The following is a 15,936-nucleotide window of genomic DNA, read 5'->3' as shown; positions in this document are numbered from 1 at the left end:
CACGTACCCGCCTGCCACCAATGCCGGTGGTCACGGGCCGCCATCGAATGGTTTCGGCATTCCCGCCTGGATATGAGTTCCGAGTTCGCGGGCGAATCACCTTCTGTTCGGGATCGCCTCGGCTTTCAGTACGACGCGCTTCTCCTCCTGCCGGACCCGAAAGGCCGGCGCGAACTCGTGGGCTTCGACGCGGAGAGCCGGGACGCGCAGGAGCCGCTGAAGCGATTTCGGGCTGCTGAGTGCAGGTGTGACAGGCCCTGATATGGGCCGACGCCGCTGCCGTCCGGGACCGGAAATATATCGGTCTTTCTTAGTCCGCCATTTCCGGATGAGTCCGCGATTCGCCGCGAAGCGTGACGGAATGCGACCTTCCCGATAGTGCTGCCATCGACGATTGCGGTGGTCCGTTGCCTTTTCGAGCGCCGGGTTGACTGATCCTTACACTCAATATTAAGGTATATGTCAGGATTGTCGGTTTCGTTCCCATCCCTTCGGTCCGCGTGGCGCGGCAGGGCTGTCGAAGTATTCGGGGGTTCCATGACGAGGGAAAAACGCGTGCGTCGGCGTCCGTACGACGATGAATTTCCTGAATTCCCTTCCGCGACGCGCCGGGGCACGGCCCCCGTGATCCACCCTGTCCGTGCGGAGGGGGAGATCTGATGGCCGGGAACCGGCTGACGACCTCGCTCGGCTGGGACGACGGCGCGGTGGTCGCCGTCGACCAGCGCGCGCTTCCCCATGAGTACCGGTTGCTGCGGCTGGAATCGGTCGAGCACCTGGTGGAGGCCATCCGGTCCCTCGCGATCCGCGGGGCCCCGGCGATCGGGCTGGCCGGAGCGCTGGGAGTGGCGCTGTCCGTGTGGCGGCATTCCGACGGGAAGACCGTCGACGTGCGGGCCGTCCACCGCGACGCCACGCTCCTGGCCGAGGCGCGGCCCACCGCGGTCAATCTCCGCTGGGGGGTGAGCCGGGCGTTGCGCCGTCTCCCGGACGGCCCGGAAGGCGTTCTGGCCGAGGCGTTGGCCATGCTCGACGAGGACGCCGCGACCAACCGGTCGGCCGCCGGCCGGGCCGCGGATCTGGTGATCTCCCTGACGGCGGATCGCCCTGCCCGGATTCTCACCCACTGCAACACCGGCCGCCTGGCCACCGCCGCGGTCGGCACCGCTCTCGGCGCCATCCTCGAACTGGCCGGCCGGGGCCGGGTCGAGGAGGTGCTGGTCGACGAGACCAGGCCCCTGCTCCAAGGGGCGCGCCTCACCACCTGGGAGCTCGGCGAGGCGGGCGTGCCCCACAGGCTGTGCGTGGACGCCGCCGCGGCCGCCGCCATGGCGCGGGGACTGGTCGACTGCGTGCTCGTGGGGGCGGACCGGATCGCGGTGAACGGCGACGTCGCCAACAAGATCGGCACCTACGGGCTCGCCCTGGCCGCGGCCCGTCACGGTGTCCCCTTCATCGTCGTCGCGCCGGAGTCCACGTGTGACCCGACCCTGGCCGACGGATCGGGGATCGTGCTGGAGGAGCGGGGCCCCGAGGAGGTGACCGGCTTCGGCGGGGTCCAGGTGGCCCCCGCCCGCTCCGCGGTGTTCAACCCCGCGTTCGACGTCACACCCGCGGAGCTGATCACCGCCATAGTCACGGAACGGCGGGTGATACGCCCCCAGGGAGACGGCGACCGGGATTCCCTGGCGGAGCGGGTGGCGGCACAGACCCGGGAGGTCGCCGACTTCCCCTTCCCCGGAGTCCGCTTCCAGGACCTGTCGGGCGTCTACGCGCAGCCCCGGTTGGTGCGGGACCTGGCGCATGCTCTGGCCGGCGCGTACAGGGGGCGCTTCGATCATGTTCTCGCCGTCGAGGCGCGCGGATTCCTGCTCGGCACGGCGGTGGCACAGGCGTCGGCGAAACCGCTGACGCTGTGCCGCAAGCCCGGCAAACTCCCCGGCCCCCTGCACACCGTCTCCTACGACCTGGAGTACGGGACCGACACTCTGCAGATACAGCGCGATCGGATCCCTCCGGACGCGCGGGTGCTCGTCGTGGACGACGTGCTGGCCACCGGGGGGACCCTGGCCGCCGCGGAGAAGCTGGTCACGGCCGGCGGGGGACGGGTCTGCGGGCACGGAGTCGTACTGGAGATTTCCGCGCTGGCCGGGCGGCGGCGACTCTACCCGTCGCAGGTCTTCGCGGTGCACACGGTGGGTGGTGCGCAATGATCACGAACGTGGACCACGACGTCGCCGCCCGGTCCCTGGCGGAGACGGCCCGTGAACTGTACGCGCGAGGCTGGATGGAGGGGACGGCGGGCAATCTGTCCACGCGCCTGCCCCACGAGGCCGGCCATGCGCTGATAACGGCCAGTGGCCGCGGCAAGGGCAGGCTCACGGCGGCCGACACGGTGGAGGTCCGCATCGCGACGGGGGCGCCGGTCAGGCCGGACGCGCCCCGGCCCTCGGCGGAGACCGCGATCCACATGGCGCTGTTACGCCTCTTCGGCGATTGCGGCGCGGTCGTGCACGCGCACCCGCCCTACGCCACCATCGCCGCGGCCCATGCGTGGGAGAGCGATACGGAGGCGGAGATTCCCCTCATCCGCTTCCGCGACTTCGAGCTCATCAAGGGGTTCGGGGTCCGTGATCCGGCCGAGGTGGCGGTCCCGGTGTTCCCCAACTGGCCTCGGGTCGCCCGGATCGGCGAGGACATCGAAAGGCACTTCACCGGCCTGCCGCCGGGATTCCCCACCGTGCTGCTGATCGCCCATCACGGGGCGACAGCCTGGGGGCCCGACCTGGACAGCGCCCGTGACCGGCTGGAATGCCTGGAGGCACTGTGCCGGCTCCGGTATCTGAACTCCGTGGCTACAACGATTCAGGAGACTCCATGACCATGCTCCGCGTCTTCGCCGAAGACGGCCGTCCCCTCTCCCGGACCAGGGATCAGAGCGAGATCGCCCGGCAACTGGCACCTCTGGGAATCCGATTCGAACAGTGGGCCGCCGCCGCCCGGCTGTCCTCCACCGCGGGCCAGGACGAGGTGCTGGAGGCCTACCGCGCCGACGTCGACCGGCTCAGCGCGGAGAACGGCTACCGGTTGGTGGACGTGGTGCGCATGCACCCCGGAGAGGCGGACGCGTCCCGGGAGGCGGAGATCGCCCAGGCGAGGGAGAAGTTCCTCAGCGAGCACGCCCACGCCGAGGACGAGGTGCGCTTCTTCGTCGAAGGGCGCGGCTGCTTCTACCTCCACCTGGACGACCGGGTGTACGCGGTGGTCTGCGAGGCCGGAGACCTGCTGGGAGTGCCGGCGGGCACCCGGCACTGGTTCGACATGGGCCGGGCGCCGCATTTCTGCGCCATCCGGTTCTTCCAGGAGGAGGACGGCTGGCTCGCCGAATTCACGGGGAACCCGATCGCCACCCGGATCCCCTACCTCGACGAGCTGCTCGCGCCGGTCCCGTGAGCGACGCCATCGTGGTGGACATCGAAGGAACCACGAGTTCCGGCTCCCATGTCCACACCCAGCTCTTCCCCTACTCCCGCAGGCGCGTCCCCGAGTGGATCCGGAGACCGGACCCCGGCGTCGCCGCGATCGTCGAGGAGGTTCGCGCCGTGGCCGGTCGTCCGGGCGCGTCCCTCAGCGAGGTCGCCGCCATCCTTCGCGGCTGGATCGACGCGGATGTCAAGGCGGCTCCGCTCAAGACCCTGCAGGGGCTCATCTGGGAGGCCGGATTCACCTCCGGCGAACTGACCTCGCACCTCTACCCGGACGTGCCCCACGCCCTGCGGGACTGGCACGCGCACGGGCGCCGGCTGTACGTGTACTCCTCGGGGTCCGTGCTCGCGCAGCGCCTGTGGTTCCGCCATACCCCGTACGGCGATCTCTCCCAGTGCCTCTCGGGGTACTTCGACATCCGCAACGCCGGCCCCAAGCGAGAGGCGGCCTCCTACGCCGCCATCACGGCCGCCATCGGCGTGCCCGGCCCGCGGACGCTGTTCCTCTCGGACACGCCGGACGAACTGGACGCCGCCCGGCGGGCGGGCTGGCGGACGGCACAGGTCCTCCGTCCCGAGGAGGGGGCGCCCCCGGCATCGGGGCACGTCCAGGTGACCGGCTTCCACGAGGTGGCGGAGGCGGCGGCCTGGTAGCCGCGCCCTCCCCTCCCCGCGACGGCGGCCGCATCCCCTCCACCCTCGGGCCGCGTCCAACGACACCCTTGGAAAGGTGATCATGGTTGACCACACCACTGCGCGGGGCTCCGGCGAGGCTCCCGTCGCGGAGATCGCCGTCATCGGCGGCAGCGGCTTCTACTCCTTCATCGAGGACCCGCGGGAGTTCCGGCTGGCGACCCCGTACGGCGAGCCCTCCGACGCGGTCGCCGTCGGAAGGGTCGGCGGACGAATGGTGGCCTTTCTCCCGCGCCACGGCCGCGGCCACGAGCATCCTCCGCATCGCATCAACTACCGCGCGAACATGTGGGCGCTGCGGTCGCTCGGGGTCCGGCAGGTCCTCGCGCCCTGCGCGGTCGGCTCGCTCCGGCCCGAGCACGGCCCCGGCACGCTCGTCGTCCCCGACGGACTCGTCGACCGCACCAGCGGCCGGGCCCAGACCTACTTCGACACCGGCGCCGTACACGTGCCGTTCGCGGATCCGTACTGCCCGGTCGGCCGCGGCATCGTGGTGAAGACGGCCACCGAGTCCTGGGGCGAGATCGTCGACGGCGGCGCCATGGTCGTCGTCGAGGGGCCGCGTTTCTCCACCCGCACGGAGTCCCAGTGGTACGCCCGGCAGGGGTGGTCCCTGGTCAACATGACCGGCCACCCGGAAGCCGTCCTCGCCAGGGAGCTCGCGCTGTGCTACACGCCCGTCGCGCTCGTCACCGACTTCGACGCCGGCATCGATGCGGAGAGCGCGGTGAGCCAGGCGGAGGTCTTCCGTGTCTTCTCGGCCAACATCGAGCGGCTGCGGGGTCTCCTGCGCGAGGTCGTGCGGGCGCTGCCCACCGAGAGGAACTGTCTCTGCGCGCACGCCCACGACGGCATCGAACTTCCCATCACGCTGCCGGGCCGGCACTGATCGCCGCGTGGTCGCCGGGCGAGGCATCGCCCGGGGTGCCGGTCGTGACGGGATCGATGTGACCGTGGTGACCCACCCGCACCCGTCCGTCCCAACTGAGGAGTGTCGATCTCACGTGTCCACGCTCGACCTGGATCAATCCTCGATCGAGTTCCACCGGATGATCGCGCGGAAAGACGTCGTCGGCCTCGAACTGCTGAGCACCGCCGAGGCCGTGCAGGCGCACCTCGCCGACGCCGCGAAGCGGTGCACCGGCGAGGTGCTGGCGGTCTACGCCTGCGGCTTCCCCTCGCAGAGCGTCCTGCGCGGCTCGGCCGAACGGGACTTCGGCGCCGTCGCGCGAGGCGCTCGGATGAAGGTCTGCTGGCAGCACTCGATGATCGCCAGCACCCGCCTGACCTGGTACGTCGACGCCGCCCGCGGCCTGGGTGCCGAGATCCGCGGCTGCGACCAATCGCCCCACCGTTTCGTCATCTACGACGACGTGGTCTTCTTTCCCCGGGACGCGCTGGCCGAGGACGAGCCCGGCGCGGTCATGACGCGGGCTCCCGCCGCGGTCGAGTACTTCCGGGCGCAGCACCGCTTCTACTGGTCGGGAGGCAGGCCCGTCGCCGCGGCGGGGGAGGGGGGCGAGGCGGACGAGTTCATCGAGAGCGACCTCGCGCGGGACATCGTCCGGCTGCTGGCCCAGGGTGAGAAGGACGAGGTGGTCTCCCGCAAGCTCGGGATCTCCCTGCGTACCTGCCGGGCGCACGTCGCACGGATCATGAAGGTGCTCGGCGCCAGGAGTCGCTTCCAGGCGGGGGTGTACGCGGCTCGGACGGGACTGGCCGGGGACTCTTCCCGCCGGCGGTGAGGCGGTCGCCGGCGCGACGGACGGCCGCCACCGCGATGCCCGCCGCGATCAGCGCGGCGCCCGCCACGTGGAAGGCGTGGATGCGCTCCCCGAGGGCGAAGAAGGCCAGCACCGCTCCGAAGACCGGCATCAGATGGAGGAACTGCCCCGCCCGAGCCCCGCCGACGAGCTCGACTCCGCGGTTGTAACAGAAGTAGGACAGGATCGAGGGGATCAGAGCCACGTAGGCGACGGCGGCGACGGCCCCCGCGGTGACGTGGACGACGTGCCCGCCGGCGGCTTCGGCCACGGCCAGAGGCGCCAGCATGAGAGCGCCGAGGCCGAACGTGACCGTCAGGAGGCTCACCGGGTTCACCTGGGGCCTCCGGCGCAGCAGGGCGGTGTAGAGGGCGTAGCTCACCACGGCCACGAAGATCCATCCGTCGCCCGCCCGCAGCCGCAGGCCACCGGACCCCAGCGGGCTGCCCTGGGTGACCACGAGCCAGACCCCGGCCAGGGAGACGACGAGCCCTGCCACCTGAGCCACGCCCGGCCGCTCGCGGAACAACGCGAACGCGAACACCACGATCAGCAGCGGCATGACCGACTGCATCAGCAGCGCGTTGATCGCCGTGGTCGTCTGCAGCCCGGTGTAGATCAGGGTGTTGTACGCGGCGACGCCGAAGATCGACAGCGCCAGCACCGTCACCCAGTGCCGGACGAGGATCCGCCGATCCTGCCGCAGCTTCCGCCATCCGAACGGGAGGAGGACGACGAACGCCGTCAGCCAGCGCAGGAAGGCCAGGGTCGCCGGCGGGACCGAGTCGTGGACGAGCCTCCCGACGATGAAGTTGCCCGACCAGCCGAGCACGGCGAGACAGAGAAGCGGAACCGGGGATCCGTAAAGCCTGCCTGCCAGCCCGCCCGGTCGCATCCGTCTCCTCCATCCCTCGGCCGGCGGCTCGGCCGCGAGCCCCGTCGGCACGCGTCCGGTCACCCGCCGGCGGCTCCGTACGTCAGGGAGCGGTGCTCGCTCGTCAGGAGCCGCTCTAGGACCGCGACAGCGTCCCATACATCGACATAGCGATTGAACAACGGAGACGGGGCCAGACGCAGGAGTTCGGGCGACCGGAACTCCACCGCGATTCCATGGGCCGCGAGGCCCCGCGCGAGCCGCTCCGCGGCCGGGTGCCGGAGCGCGACGTGTCCGCCCCGGCGGGCGGGGTCGGCGGGGGTCGGCACCTCGACCGAGAGCGGGCCCAGCCGCCCGGTCGTCAGCTCGATGAGCCAGCCGGTGAGCGCGGTCGACTTGGCCCGCACCATGCCGGGATCGGCCTCGCAGGCCAGCGCGACACCCTCGTCGAGCGCGACCAGGCTGAGCAGCGGGGGACAGCCCGTGGTCAGGCGTCCGACGCCGGGGTCGGGGCGGTACTCCGCTTCGAAGGCGAACGGATCAGCGTGGCCGAGCCAGCCGGTGATCGGCTGCTCGAATCCGGGGAGCAGCCGCGAGGCGACGTACATGTAGCCGGGCGCGCCCGGTCCGCCGTTGAGGTACTTGTATCCGCACCCGACCGCCAGGTCCGCACCGTCGGCGTCCAGGGCCAGCGGCAGCACGCCCGCGCTGTGCGACAGGTCCCACAGGACCAGGGCGCCCGCGGCGTGCGCCCGCTCGTTGATCTCCTTCATCGGCAGGATCTCGGCCGTCCGGTAGTCGGCGTGGCTCAGCATGACCACGGCGACGTCGTCGTCCAGCGCGTCGAGGAGATCCGGGGCGGGGACCCGGCGCACCCGGGCGTCCGGGTGGACATGGGCGGCGATCCCGTCCGCTACGTAGAGGTCGCTCGGGAAGTTGCCGGAATCGGTGAGGACGGTCCGCCGGGTGCTGATCCGCAACGCGCCGCAGAGCAGCTTGAAGAGGTTGACCGAGGTGGACTCGCCCACCACGACCTGCCCGGGCCCGGCGCCGACGAGCCGTCCGATGCGGTCTCCCACCGTACGGGGCAGGTCGAGCCAGCCGTGCTTCCACCAGCCGGAGTTCATGTCGTCGCGCCAGTCCTGCCCGACGAGTCGGGAGAGCCGGTTCCACGTGCTCTTGGGAGGCGCGCCCAGCGAGTTCCCGTTGAGGAAGACGCGATCGCCGGGCAGATCGAACCTGGTGCGGAACGACGACAGCGGGTCGGCCTGGTCCAGGGCTTCGAAGAAGGATCTGTCGAGGGCCGCCATCGCTCAGTCCGTGATCTGCTGCATCATGCCGAACATGTCCTCGTTGTGCCACCACTCGGCGAGGTGCTCGCCGTCGAACCGCATGATGTCGATGCCGGTGAGCGACACCTTGCGGCCGGTCCCGGGGATCCCGGACAGCACCCCCAGGTGGGTGCCGCAGGAGACGTACCGGGCCACCAGCCTGTCGCCCTCCACGATCACGTCCTCGATCAGGAACCGGTAGTCGGGAAAGGCCTGGTGCCAGTCCAGAGCCATGGCGATGTGGCCCTCCTTGGTGTTCGGGAAGGCGTCGATCGGCCGGTGGTCGACGAAATGCTCCGCGAGCGCCCGGCCGCCCGCGGGGTCTCCGCGGTTCCAGAGCTCGCCGATCCAGATCTCCTCATATACGTGCCGCATAAGGCTGCGCTGTGCCGACGATACGGAACTGGGCATCAGAGAGCACACCTCTCGAAATACGTCCGGGAGTCCCGGGGTCTATTTAAGAAGGTCGAGTGATTCGAAGATCTCGCCTTGCAGGCCGCCCTTCCCGCGCTCGAACCTGCGGGTGACCATTTCCGTGGGCCGGAAACCCGCGTCGAGGACGGGAAGCGCCTTGTCGGGCTGGGCGGAACCGCACATGAAGATGTCGATGGCGGCGAACCGGTATTCCGGCCAGCTGTGGATGCTGATGTGCGATTCGGCCAGTACGGCGACCCCGGACACCCCTTCGCCACGGTCGAAGTGGTGCACGTAGACGTAGAGCAGGGACGCGCCCGCGGCCGTCACGCATTCGCGGAGCACCTTCTCGACGTGCTCGGGGTCGTCGAGTCTGCTGGCGCCGATCAGGTCGGCCAGGATGTGGATGCCGGCGGCTTCGTCTGAGGAAAGCGGGCCCGCCGAGGCGTGCGACATCAGGGACTCTCCTTGAGGAGTTCACGGTCGTTTCACCGGCATGCCGGCGTGGAGGAGTGCCGGGTCACAGGGGGTTCAGCGAGAATCCGCAGACGTCCCGGACCGCCAGGTCGTCCCCCTCGGCCACGGTCACCGGCGTCACGTCGTGCAGGCAGCGCGGATCTTCGAAGACGACGGTGTCGCCCGGCGTCTCGAGCTCCAGCGTCCGGTAGACGCGGCCGTCGAGGTCGGCGAACATGCTGCACCCGCCCTCGACCGACCTCCGGTCGACGAGTGTGATCGAGGTGAACGCGTGCCCGTCGTGATGCATCCCCTCCGGGGCCGGATAGCCCGGCTGGCCGGGGCGGGCCAGGATGCGCATCAGGTGGACGCCGATCTCCCACTCCTTGGCCGCCGCCACCCGCTCGGGCGGCAGCACGGCGAGGACGTCCCACATGAGCCGGTGGAGAAAGGGGTTGGCGGCCGTGCGCTCGGCGAGCGGGGCGAACCTCCGCTCCATCCCGCCCGCGTACGGATTCAGGTCGACGCTCTGGAAGAACGGCCTGTCCTCAAGCCGCTCCACGCGGTGCCCGGCGGTGTCCACCTTGAACAGGCTGAACCGGCGCTGCCGGAAGACGTAGTCGGTCTTGAGCCAGAGATCGTCGGGCAGATCCTCGAAGTCCTCGCAGAGCTCGTGCAGTCCTGCTCCCAGGCTTCCCCGGAACGCGGCGGCACGGCCGGGGAGCAGGATGACCGGATCGTCGACGAAACGATCGGGGGAGAGTGGGCCGAAGAGTTCGGTGCTCGTTGCCATCTGTCGTCCTCATTCGCTGTGGCGGGCCGCGGTTCCGGTGAGTCCCCTCGGGGACCCGCGAGTCATGGCACGTAGTCGAGGTAGGCGTCGAAGTCCCAGGAGGTGGTCGTCGCCAGGAAGCGCTCCCATTCGTCCTGCTTGTGGTCACGGAACACCGAGTAGAGGTCGCCGTGGAGCGCGGAGCGGACGAGCGCGTCGTCGTGGAGCGCGGCCAGCGCCTCGCCGAGGTTCATCGGCAGCCGGTCGGCTCGGGCGGCGTCCGACTCGTAGGTGTTCGCGGTGGTCGGCTCGCCCGCGGGCAGCTTAGAACGGAGGCCGTCGCCGACGGCGGCGAGCAGCCCGGCCGCCATCAGGTACGGGTTCACCATCGAGTCGGCGGCCCGGTACTCGATCCGGTCCGGCGCGGACACCCGCAGAGCGCACGTCCGGTTCTGGTGTCCCCACCCACGGGTGAAGGGCGCCCACAGCCCGCTGTCCCACATGCGGCGGTAGGAGTTGACCGTGGACGCGGCGAGCGCGGTCAGGGCCGGGAGATGCGCGAGAACCCCGCCGATCGAGTGCAGCGCCTCCTCGCTCAGGCCGGCGCCGTCCGCGCGCGGGAAGAGGTTGCGGCCGCCTCGGCGATAGGCGGCGACGTTCCTCCCGACGGCGTCCGGAGCGTCGGCCATCGGAGCGTCCTCGCCACCGCTCCAGAGCGAGAAGTTGTGATGACAGCCGGACGCCGACAGTCCCATGAAGGGCTTGGTCATGAAACACGCGACGAGATCGAACTCGCGGGCCACCTGCCGGCAGATCTGGCGGTAGGTGATCAGCCTGTCCGCGTTGCGGAGCGGCTCGTCGAAGGCGAAGTTGAGCTCCAGCTGCCCCGGCGCGTCCTCGTGGTCACCCTGGATCATGTCCAGGCCCATCTCCCGCGCGTACCGCAGCACCCTGAGCATCACGTCGCGCAGTTCCTCGAACTGGTCGATGTGGTAGCAGTAGGGCTTCGAGGCGCCCACCAGTTCCGCACCGTCGCGGCGCAGCCACATCATCTCCGGCTCGGTCCCGATCCGCAGTTCGAGCCCGTGCCGGTCCGCGAAGCCGGCCGTCATCCGGGCCAGGTTCCCCCGGCAGTCGGACGTCAGCGGGGCGCCCGGCTCGTGCTCCTCCTCCCGGTTGCGGAAGAGCCTGGCGAAGACCCTCGCCACCCGGCCGTCCCAGGGGAGCCGCGCGAAGGTGTCGGGTTCGGGGACGGCGACCAGTTCCGAGGCCTCCGGGCCGTAACCGAGATAGCGTCCGGTCCGGCCGGCCGAGACGTTCGCGGTCGAGCCGTAGACGAGTTGCACTCCGCGCTCGGCCACCCGCTCCCAGTGCGCGGCCGGCATGCCTTTGCCGACCACTCTGCCCGTCACCGTCACGTACTGCACATAGATGTATTCGATTTCGAAAGTGTCGATGAGTTTGCGGGCGTGGGCGACGTCGTCCGCCCGGCCCTGCCTGTTCAGGAAATCGTCGATTCCCGTCATCGCCTTTCCTTCCGAGGCGTGGGGTTTCCTGCTCCGGCGAGTGACGTGGGCATGGTCCGGCTGGAGATTTGCGCCTCCGGGGGGAACGGTGGTTGTCAGCGACAGTAAATATCCAAAGTCGGGACACGAATCCGCGTCAAGGAGTTCCCCATTGCAGCTTCCTGCGGCGGGCCTTTTCGCCGTGTGTTCCGGCGGCGCCGCAGGCATTCGTCATCCGGACGGCGGAGCGCCGCCCCCCGTGGGCGGGGAGCGGCGCTCAGGGCCACAGGATGCGCGGGAGACGTCAGATCTCCGCACCCACCGCGGCCTCGCCCGGCTCGTCCAGGGAGAACACGGCCGTCCTCCCGCCGGCCGACACCTCGTACTCGCCGAGGAAGCCGGTGAAGCGCACCCGGCCGTCGTCGTCGGTGACCATCGTCGTGGGCGGCAGCCACCACTCGCCCTTGACGAGCGAGCGCAGCGCCTCGTACGACGGCTTGGGCGTGCCGTCGACCCGGACGAAGCCGCCCGGCGCGCCGAGCCAGCCGCCGTCCGACAGCCCCCAGTAGGTCATCGCCTCGACCGACGGGTGTGACAGCAGCGTCTTGTAGTGGCGCACGACCTCGTCGGCCTGGCGGGCCTCCCCCTCGGGGGTCGTCGGCCACTCGGGGATCTGGTAGTCGTTCAGGTCGACGATCTCCTCGGGCATGATGTGGCCGGAGACGATCGTCGTCTCGGTGAAGTGGATGGGCAGGCCGTACCGCGCGAAGCGGTCGATGGTCGCGAGCGTCTTCTCCTCGCCCCAGTAGCCCTGGTGCATGTGGCTCTGCAGGCCGAGCACGTCGATCTCGACGCCCGCCTCCAGCACGCCCTCGATCAGGCACTCGTACGCCGCGGACATGTCGAAGTCGTTGAGCAGGAGCGTGGCGCGCGGGTTGGCCTCGCGGGCCGCGTCGAAGACCATCCGGACCAACGGGATGCGGCCCATCTCCCGGCAGATCCGGGTGATGCCGTTGTCGTACTTGTCGAAGATCGGCATGATCACGACCTCGTTGACGACGTCCCACATGTCGATCACGCCGGCGAACTCGGTCACCTCGCGCCGGATGCGGTCCGCCTGCGCCTTGGCGATCTCGGCGTTCGGCAGGTCCATCAGCCAGCCGGCCGTCTCGGTGTGCCAGGCCAGCGGGTGCCCCTTCACCACGCACCCCCGGTCGGCGAACCACCGCGCGGCGGTGAGTGTCCGCTCGGTGTCCGGACGGCCGCGTTCGGGCTCGAACCACCCCCAGTAGAAGGGCAGCGTGGCGAAGTTGAAGACGTCGAGCCACAGGTCGGCGACTGCCTGGGAGCCGGTGGCGGGCGGCTGGTCCGGCGCGGGGGCCTCGCCGTTCGCCAGCGGGATGAAGTCGCCGCCGGTGCAGCCGAAGAGGAACCTGTGCCGCCGCTGCGCGACGACCACCTCCTGACCGGCCAGCGGCGCGCCCTGCGCGGTCACGGTCAGCGTGGCGTCCGCGGTGCGGTGCTTCCTGATCAACGGGTCGGGGTCGAAGGAGGAGGGGTCGAAGCCGGAGGGGTCGAAGGCGGGGCGCGACGACATGGGCGGCCTCCAGGGAGTGCGCGGGGCGGAGGACCCTCTCCGAGAGCCTCCACGCTCCCGCCGGAGGGGTCTCATGATCCAGTGCACAGTATCGCTTGTGCTGGGAAAGGCCCAGGCTGTCTGAAAGGTGCAGACAACAGTCGGAATGCGCATCGCGCTATCGCCAGAAAGTGCACCCGCTGTCACGATGAGCGCATGAGAGTCCCGGCCGGGTGGCGGCGCGCCGCCCTTCCCTCCGCGGGGCTGGTCGCCGTCGGCGGCCTCGGCTACGGCCTGACGAAACTCTCCGACTCCGACGCCGCGGCCAACTGGGCCCAGCTCGCGAGCGTGGCCCTCGCCGTGTTCGCCCTGGTGCCGCCCTTGATCAGCAGCTGGCGGCAGCGGCAGCCGGGCGGGACGAGCACGATCGAGCAGATCGACCGCGCCGAGCGGACGCTGCGGGTGCTGGTGCGGGAGCAGTGGCGCGAGGAGATCGTCATGCGCGAGCTCGACCAGCCCGCCCGGCTGCCCGTCCGCTGGAAGATCTCCGGCCTCGACGTGATGGACCAGGACGAGCGGATCGACGGGGCGCGGCTGCTGCGCTCCTGGTTCGGCCTCGGCAGGGTGCGGTTCGACGGGCGCACCGACCGGATGCCCGAGATGGCCGGACGGTTCCGCAAGCTCGCGCGGCGCCGGCTCGTGATCATCGGCGAGGTCGGCATGGGCAAGACCACGCTGGCCGTCCTGCTGCTCAGCGAACTGCTGAAGGAGCACCGGGAGGGCGACCCGGTGCCCGTGCTGTTGTCGATGTCCGGGTGGGACCCGTCGGACGAGCCCGTCCACCGCTGGCTGGCCAGGCGGCTGCGGGAGAACTACCCGGCGCTGCGCGCGTCCGGCTTCGGCCCCGACGCGGCGCGCGGCCTCGTGACGTACCGCCGGATCCTGCCCGTCCTCGACGGCCTCGACGAACTGCCGAGCCCGGTGCGGTCCAAGGTGGTCGACGCCCTGAACGACGCCTCGGCCGTCGAGGCGCTCATCCTCACCTGCCGTACGTCGGAGTACCTGGCCGCCGTGAACGGGGGCGGTGGCGCGCCGCTGGCCGGCGCGGCCGTCATCGAGCCCAGGCCGGTGAAGAGCGCCGACGTCATCTCCTATCTCCTCGACCGGCTCGCGCCCGGCCAGCGAGCCGGCTGGGCGGAGCTGCTGGCCGCGCTGAAGAGCGAGCCGGACGGCCCGCTGGCCGAGGCGCTGTCCACGCCGCTGGTCGTGTGGCTGCTCTACAAGGTCTACATCGAGACCCGCGCCAACCCCGCGCCGCTGTGCGACTCCGGACGCTTCGACACGGCGGACGCCGTCACCGAGCACCTGCTCGACAACCTCGTCCAGGCGACGTTCTCGGCCGCCCCGCCGGACGACGACCCCGACGAGCGGCACGAACACGACCATCCGTTCCGCCCGCAGCGGTCGTGGGACCCGGAGGAGGCCCGCGGCCGGCTGGCCTTCGTCGCGCACCACATGTCCGAGACCGGCAGCAGGGACTTCCGCTGGTGGCACCTCCACCGGTCGGTGCCGCGGCGTACGAGCATCCTGATCGGCGGTGTGTCCGTCGGCCTGACGGTCGGGACGACCGTGGGACTGGTCAGCGACGCCGTCGTGGCGCTGCGCAGCCCGCACGCGGGCAGCCTGCGCGACGCCCTGCTGTTCGGCCTCGCCGGGGGACCGGTGGGCGGCCTCGTGGGCGGGCTGACCGGCGGGATCATCCTGGAGCGCCTCAAGGGCTACTCGCTGGAGCCGGCGTACGCCAACCTGCGCTGGCGCGGCAACGTCACCGGCCTCGCCGGGCAGCTGGCGCTCGGGCTGGTGACGGTGCTCCCGGTCGGCATGGCCGCGGCGTTCGCCCTGTGGCGGGTCGCGGGCATGTCCTCCGAGGTCGGCGGCCTGGTCCTCTACGGGCTCGTCGTGGGAGCCATCGGCGGCGTCACCCTCGGGCTGAACAAGTGGGTGACGACCCCCCTGACGAACGACCGGCCGCAGGGCCCGGTGACCACGCTCCGGCGGGACCTCCGGCTCGTGTACGGCAGGTCCCTCACGTTCGGCACGGCGCTCGGCCTCGCCTTCGGCGTCGCCGGCACGCTCGTGGACGGGTTCTCCGGGCTGCTGCGCGGAGCCGAGGCCGGGATCGCCTTCGGCCTCGCCGGCGGCGTCGTGTTCACGCTGACCTTCGGGTTCACCGGCGCCAGCTCAACCTACCTGGTGGCCGTCGCCATGCTCCGCGCCCGGCGCCGCGTCCCGCTCCGGCTGATGACCCTCCTGGAGGACGCCCATCGGGTCGGCCTGCTCCGCCAGGTGGGGCCGGTGTACCGGTTCCGGCACGAGAGGCTCCAGGACCGCCTCGCCCACCTGCACCGTCACCCCGGCGAGAACCGGTGATCAGACCGCTCGGCGGGTGAAACGGGCGCTGGGCTCGCCGCGCAGCCGTCCTTCCGGCAGCCTGCGGCCGGACAGCACCAGGACCAGGTCCTGCGCCGCGCCGGTGAGCAGGACGCCCGACCCGAACGACCAGTCCACGTCGTCGGCCCGCAGTTCGATCCCGTCGAGATCGACGCCGAAGTAACGGCGGGCCCTCGGCGACAGCGCGCCGTCGAGCAGCACGCGCAGCCGTTCGCCGGGAACCCGCCGGTCGATCCCCAGAGCCACCGTGATGTCCATCCCGTGGATCACGTCGTGCGACAGCGCGCCCTCGAAGCCGCCGCCCGGGGGCCGCCACGGGTGCTCGGCGTTGTCCCGCAGGCACGCGGTCAGCTCCTCCGCGGTCAGCGAGGCCGTGTCGCGGCGGGCGAGCCGGTCGGCCAGCCGGTCGAAGTTCCCCCGGGCCGCGACCAGGCCGGCCAGCACGCGCGGCCCCGAGTGGCGGTAGGGCAGGGTCAGGTGCGCCACCACTTCCCGGACCCGCCAGCCCGCGCACAGCGACGGCGCGTCCCACGCCCGCGGCGGCAGCCCGCTCAGCAGGTCCGCCAGCTCGCGGCGCTCGGCCGCGATCATCCGCCGTATGTCCGTTCCCATCTGT

General features: G+C 71.0%; 15 protein-coding genes. 7 read left to right on the top strand and 8 right to left on the bottom strand.

Features of this window, described 5'->3' with window-relative positions; all coding sequences use genetic code 11:
- The first annotated feature begins 659 nt into the window (after positions 1-659).
- From mtnA to HHX40_RS37925, 6 genes are all read left to right on the top strand, one after another.
- A complete protein-coding gene (gene mtnA / locus HHX40_RS27175) occupies positions 660-2,213 on the top strand; it encodes an S-methyl-5-thioribose-1-phosphate isomerase (RefSeq protein ID WP_182882852.1) in 1,554 nt (517 codons plus the stop codon).
- The gene (mtnB, locus tag HHX40_RS27170) at positions 2,210-2,881 is read left to right on the top strand and encodes a methylthioribulose 1-phosphate dehydratase (protein ID WP_182882851.1); all 672 of its coding nucleotides are present in this window, start codon (positions 2,210-2,212) and stop codon (positions 2,879-2,881) included. Before mtnA ends, mtnB begins: the two co-directional genes overlap by 4 nt.
- On the top strand, positions 2,878-3,453 hold the full coding sequence (locus HHX40_RS27165) for a 1,2-dihydroxy-3-keto-5-methylthiopentene dioxygenase (protein ID WP_182882850.1): 576 nt from the start codon (positions 2,878-2,880) through the stop codon (positions 3,451-3,453). The genes mtnB and HHX40_RS27165 overlap by 4 nt, the downstream gene beginning before the upstream one ends.
- The gene (gene mtnC, locus HHX40_RS27160) at positions 3,450-4,139 is read left to right on the top strand and encodes an acireductone synthase (protein WP_182882849.1); all 690 of its coding nucleotides are present in this window, start codon (positions 3,450-3,452) and stop codon (positions 4,137-4,139) included. Before HHX40_RS27165 ends, mtnC begins: the two co-directional genes overlap by 4 nt.
- A gap of 82 nt (positions 4,140-4,221) precedes the next feature.
- Positions 4,222-5,067 (top strand): S-methyl-5'-thioadenosine phosphorylase, encoded by an 846-nt coding sequence (locus HHX40_RS27155; RefSeq protein ID WP_182882988.1) that lies wholly within the window; start codon positions 4,222-4,224, stop codon positions 5,065-5,067.
- A gap of 115 nt (positions 5,068-5,182) precedes the next feature.
- Entirely contained in the window at positions 5,183-5,923 is a 741-nt protein-coding gene (locus HHX40_RS37925) for a helix-turn-helix transcriptional regulator (RefSeq protein ID WP_182874395.1), read from the top strand.
- Here the strand turns inward: HHX40_RS37925 and HHX40_RS27145 are convergent.
- The 7 genes from HHX40_RS27145 to HHX40_RS27115 form a co-directional block, all read right to left on the bottom strand.
- Positions 5,832-6,836 (bottom strand): DMT family transporter, encoded by a 1,005-nt coding sequence (locus HHX40_RS27145; protein WP_182882848.1) that lies wholly within the window; start codon positions 6,834-6,836, stop codon positions 5,832-5,834. The genes HHX40_RS37925 and HHX40_RS27145 overlap by 92 nt on opposite strands.
- A gap of 59 nt (positions 6,837-6,895) precedes the next feature.
- A complete protein-coding gene (gene kynU, locus HHX40_RS27140) occupies positions 6,896-8,125 on the bottom strand; it encodes a kynureninase (RefSeq protein WP_182882847.1) in 1,230 nt (409 codons plus the stop codon).
- 3 nt (positions 8,126-8,128) lie between these two features.
- A complete protein-coding gene (locus HHX40_RS27135) occupies positions 8,129-8,521 on the bottom strand; it encodes an ester cyclase (protein WP_165900607.1) in 393 nt (130 codons plus the stop codon).
- A gap of 78 nt (positions 8,522-8,599) precedes the next feature.
- Entirely contained in the window at positions 8,600-9,016 is a 417-nt protein-coding gene (speD, locus tag HHX40_RS27130; RefSeq protein WP_182874392.1) for an adenosylmethionine decarboxylase, read from the bottom strand.
- Between the two features lie 64 nt (positions 9,017-9,080).
- Positions 9,081-9,809, bottom strand: coding sequence for a 2OG-Fe dioxygenase family protein (locus HHX40_RS27125; protein WP_111699991.1), 729 nt, complete (start codon positions 9,807-9,809; stop codon positions 9,081-9,083).
- Positions 9,810-9,871: 62 nt separating this feature from the next.
- On the bottom strand, positions 9,872-11,314 hold the full coding sequence (locus HHX40_RS27120) for a glutamine synthetase family protein (RefSeq protein WP_182882846.1): 1,443 nt from the start codon (positions 11,312-11,314) through the stop codon (positions 9,872-9,874).
- Between the two features lie 283 nt (positions 11,315-11,597).
- On the bottom strand, positions 11,598-12,890 hold the full coding sequence (locus tag HHX40_RS27115; protein ID WP_182882845.1) for an endo-1,4-beta-xylanase: 1,293 nt from the start codon (positions 12,888-12,890) through the stop codon (positions 11,598-11,600).
- Between the two features lie 195 nt (positions 12,891-13,085).
- Here HHX40_RS27115 and HHX40_RS27110 point away from each other — a divergent pair, with 195 nt between their 5' ends.
- The gene (locus tag HHX40_RS27110; protein WP_182882844.1) at positions 13,086-15,299 is read left to right on the top strand and encodes an NACHT domain-containing protein; all 2,214 of its coding nucleotides are present in this window, start codon (positions 13,086-13,088) and stop codon (positions 15,297-15,299) included.
- On the opposite strand, the gene HHX40_RS27105 is transcribed toward HHX40_RS27110, so the two are convergent.
- Entirely contained in the window at positions 15,300-15,932 is a 633-nt protein-coding gene (locus HHX40_RS27105; RefSeq protein ID WP_182882843.1) for a maleylpyruvate isomerase family mycothiol-dependent enzyme, read from the bottom strand.
- Positions 15,933-15,936: the final 4 nt, after the last annotated feature.

This window comes from Microbispora sp. H10949, from assembly GCF_014161435.1.
In the GTDB taxonomy this organism is placed as follows: domain Bacteria; phylum Actinomycetota; class Actinomycetes; order Streptosporangiales; family Streptosporangiaceae; genus Microbispora; species Microbispora triticiradicis.
The sequence above is the reverse complement of the archived record's forward strand: the minus strand, read 5'-3'. Positions and strand labels throughout refer to the sequence as shown.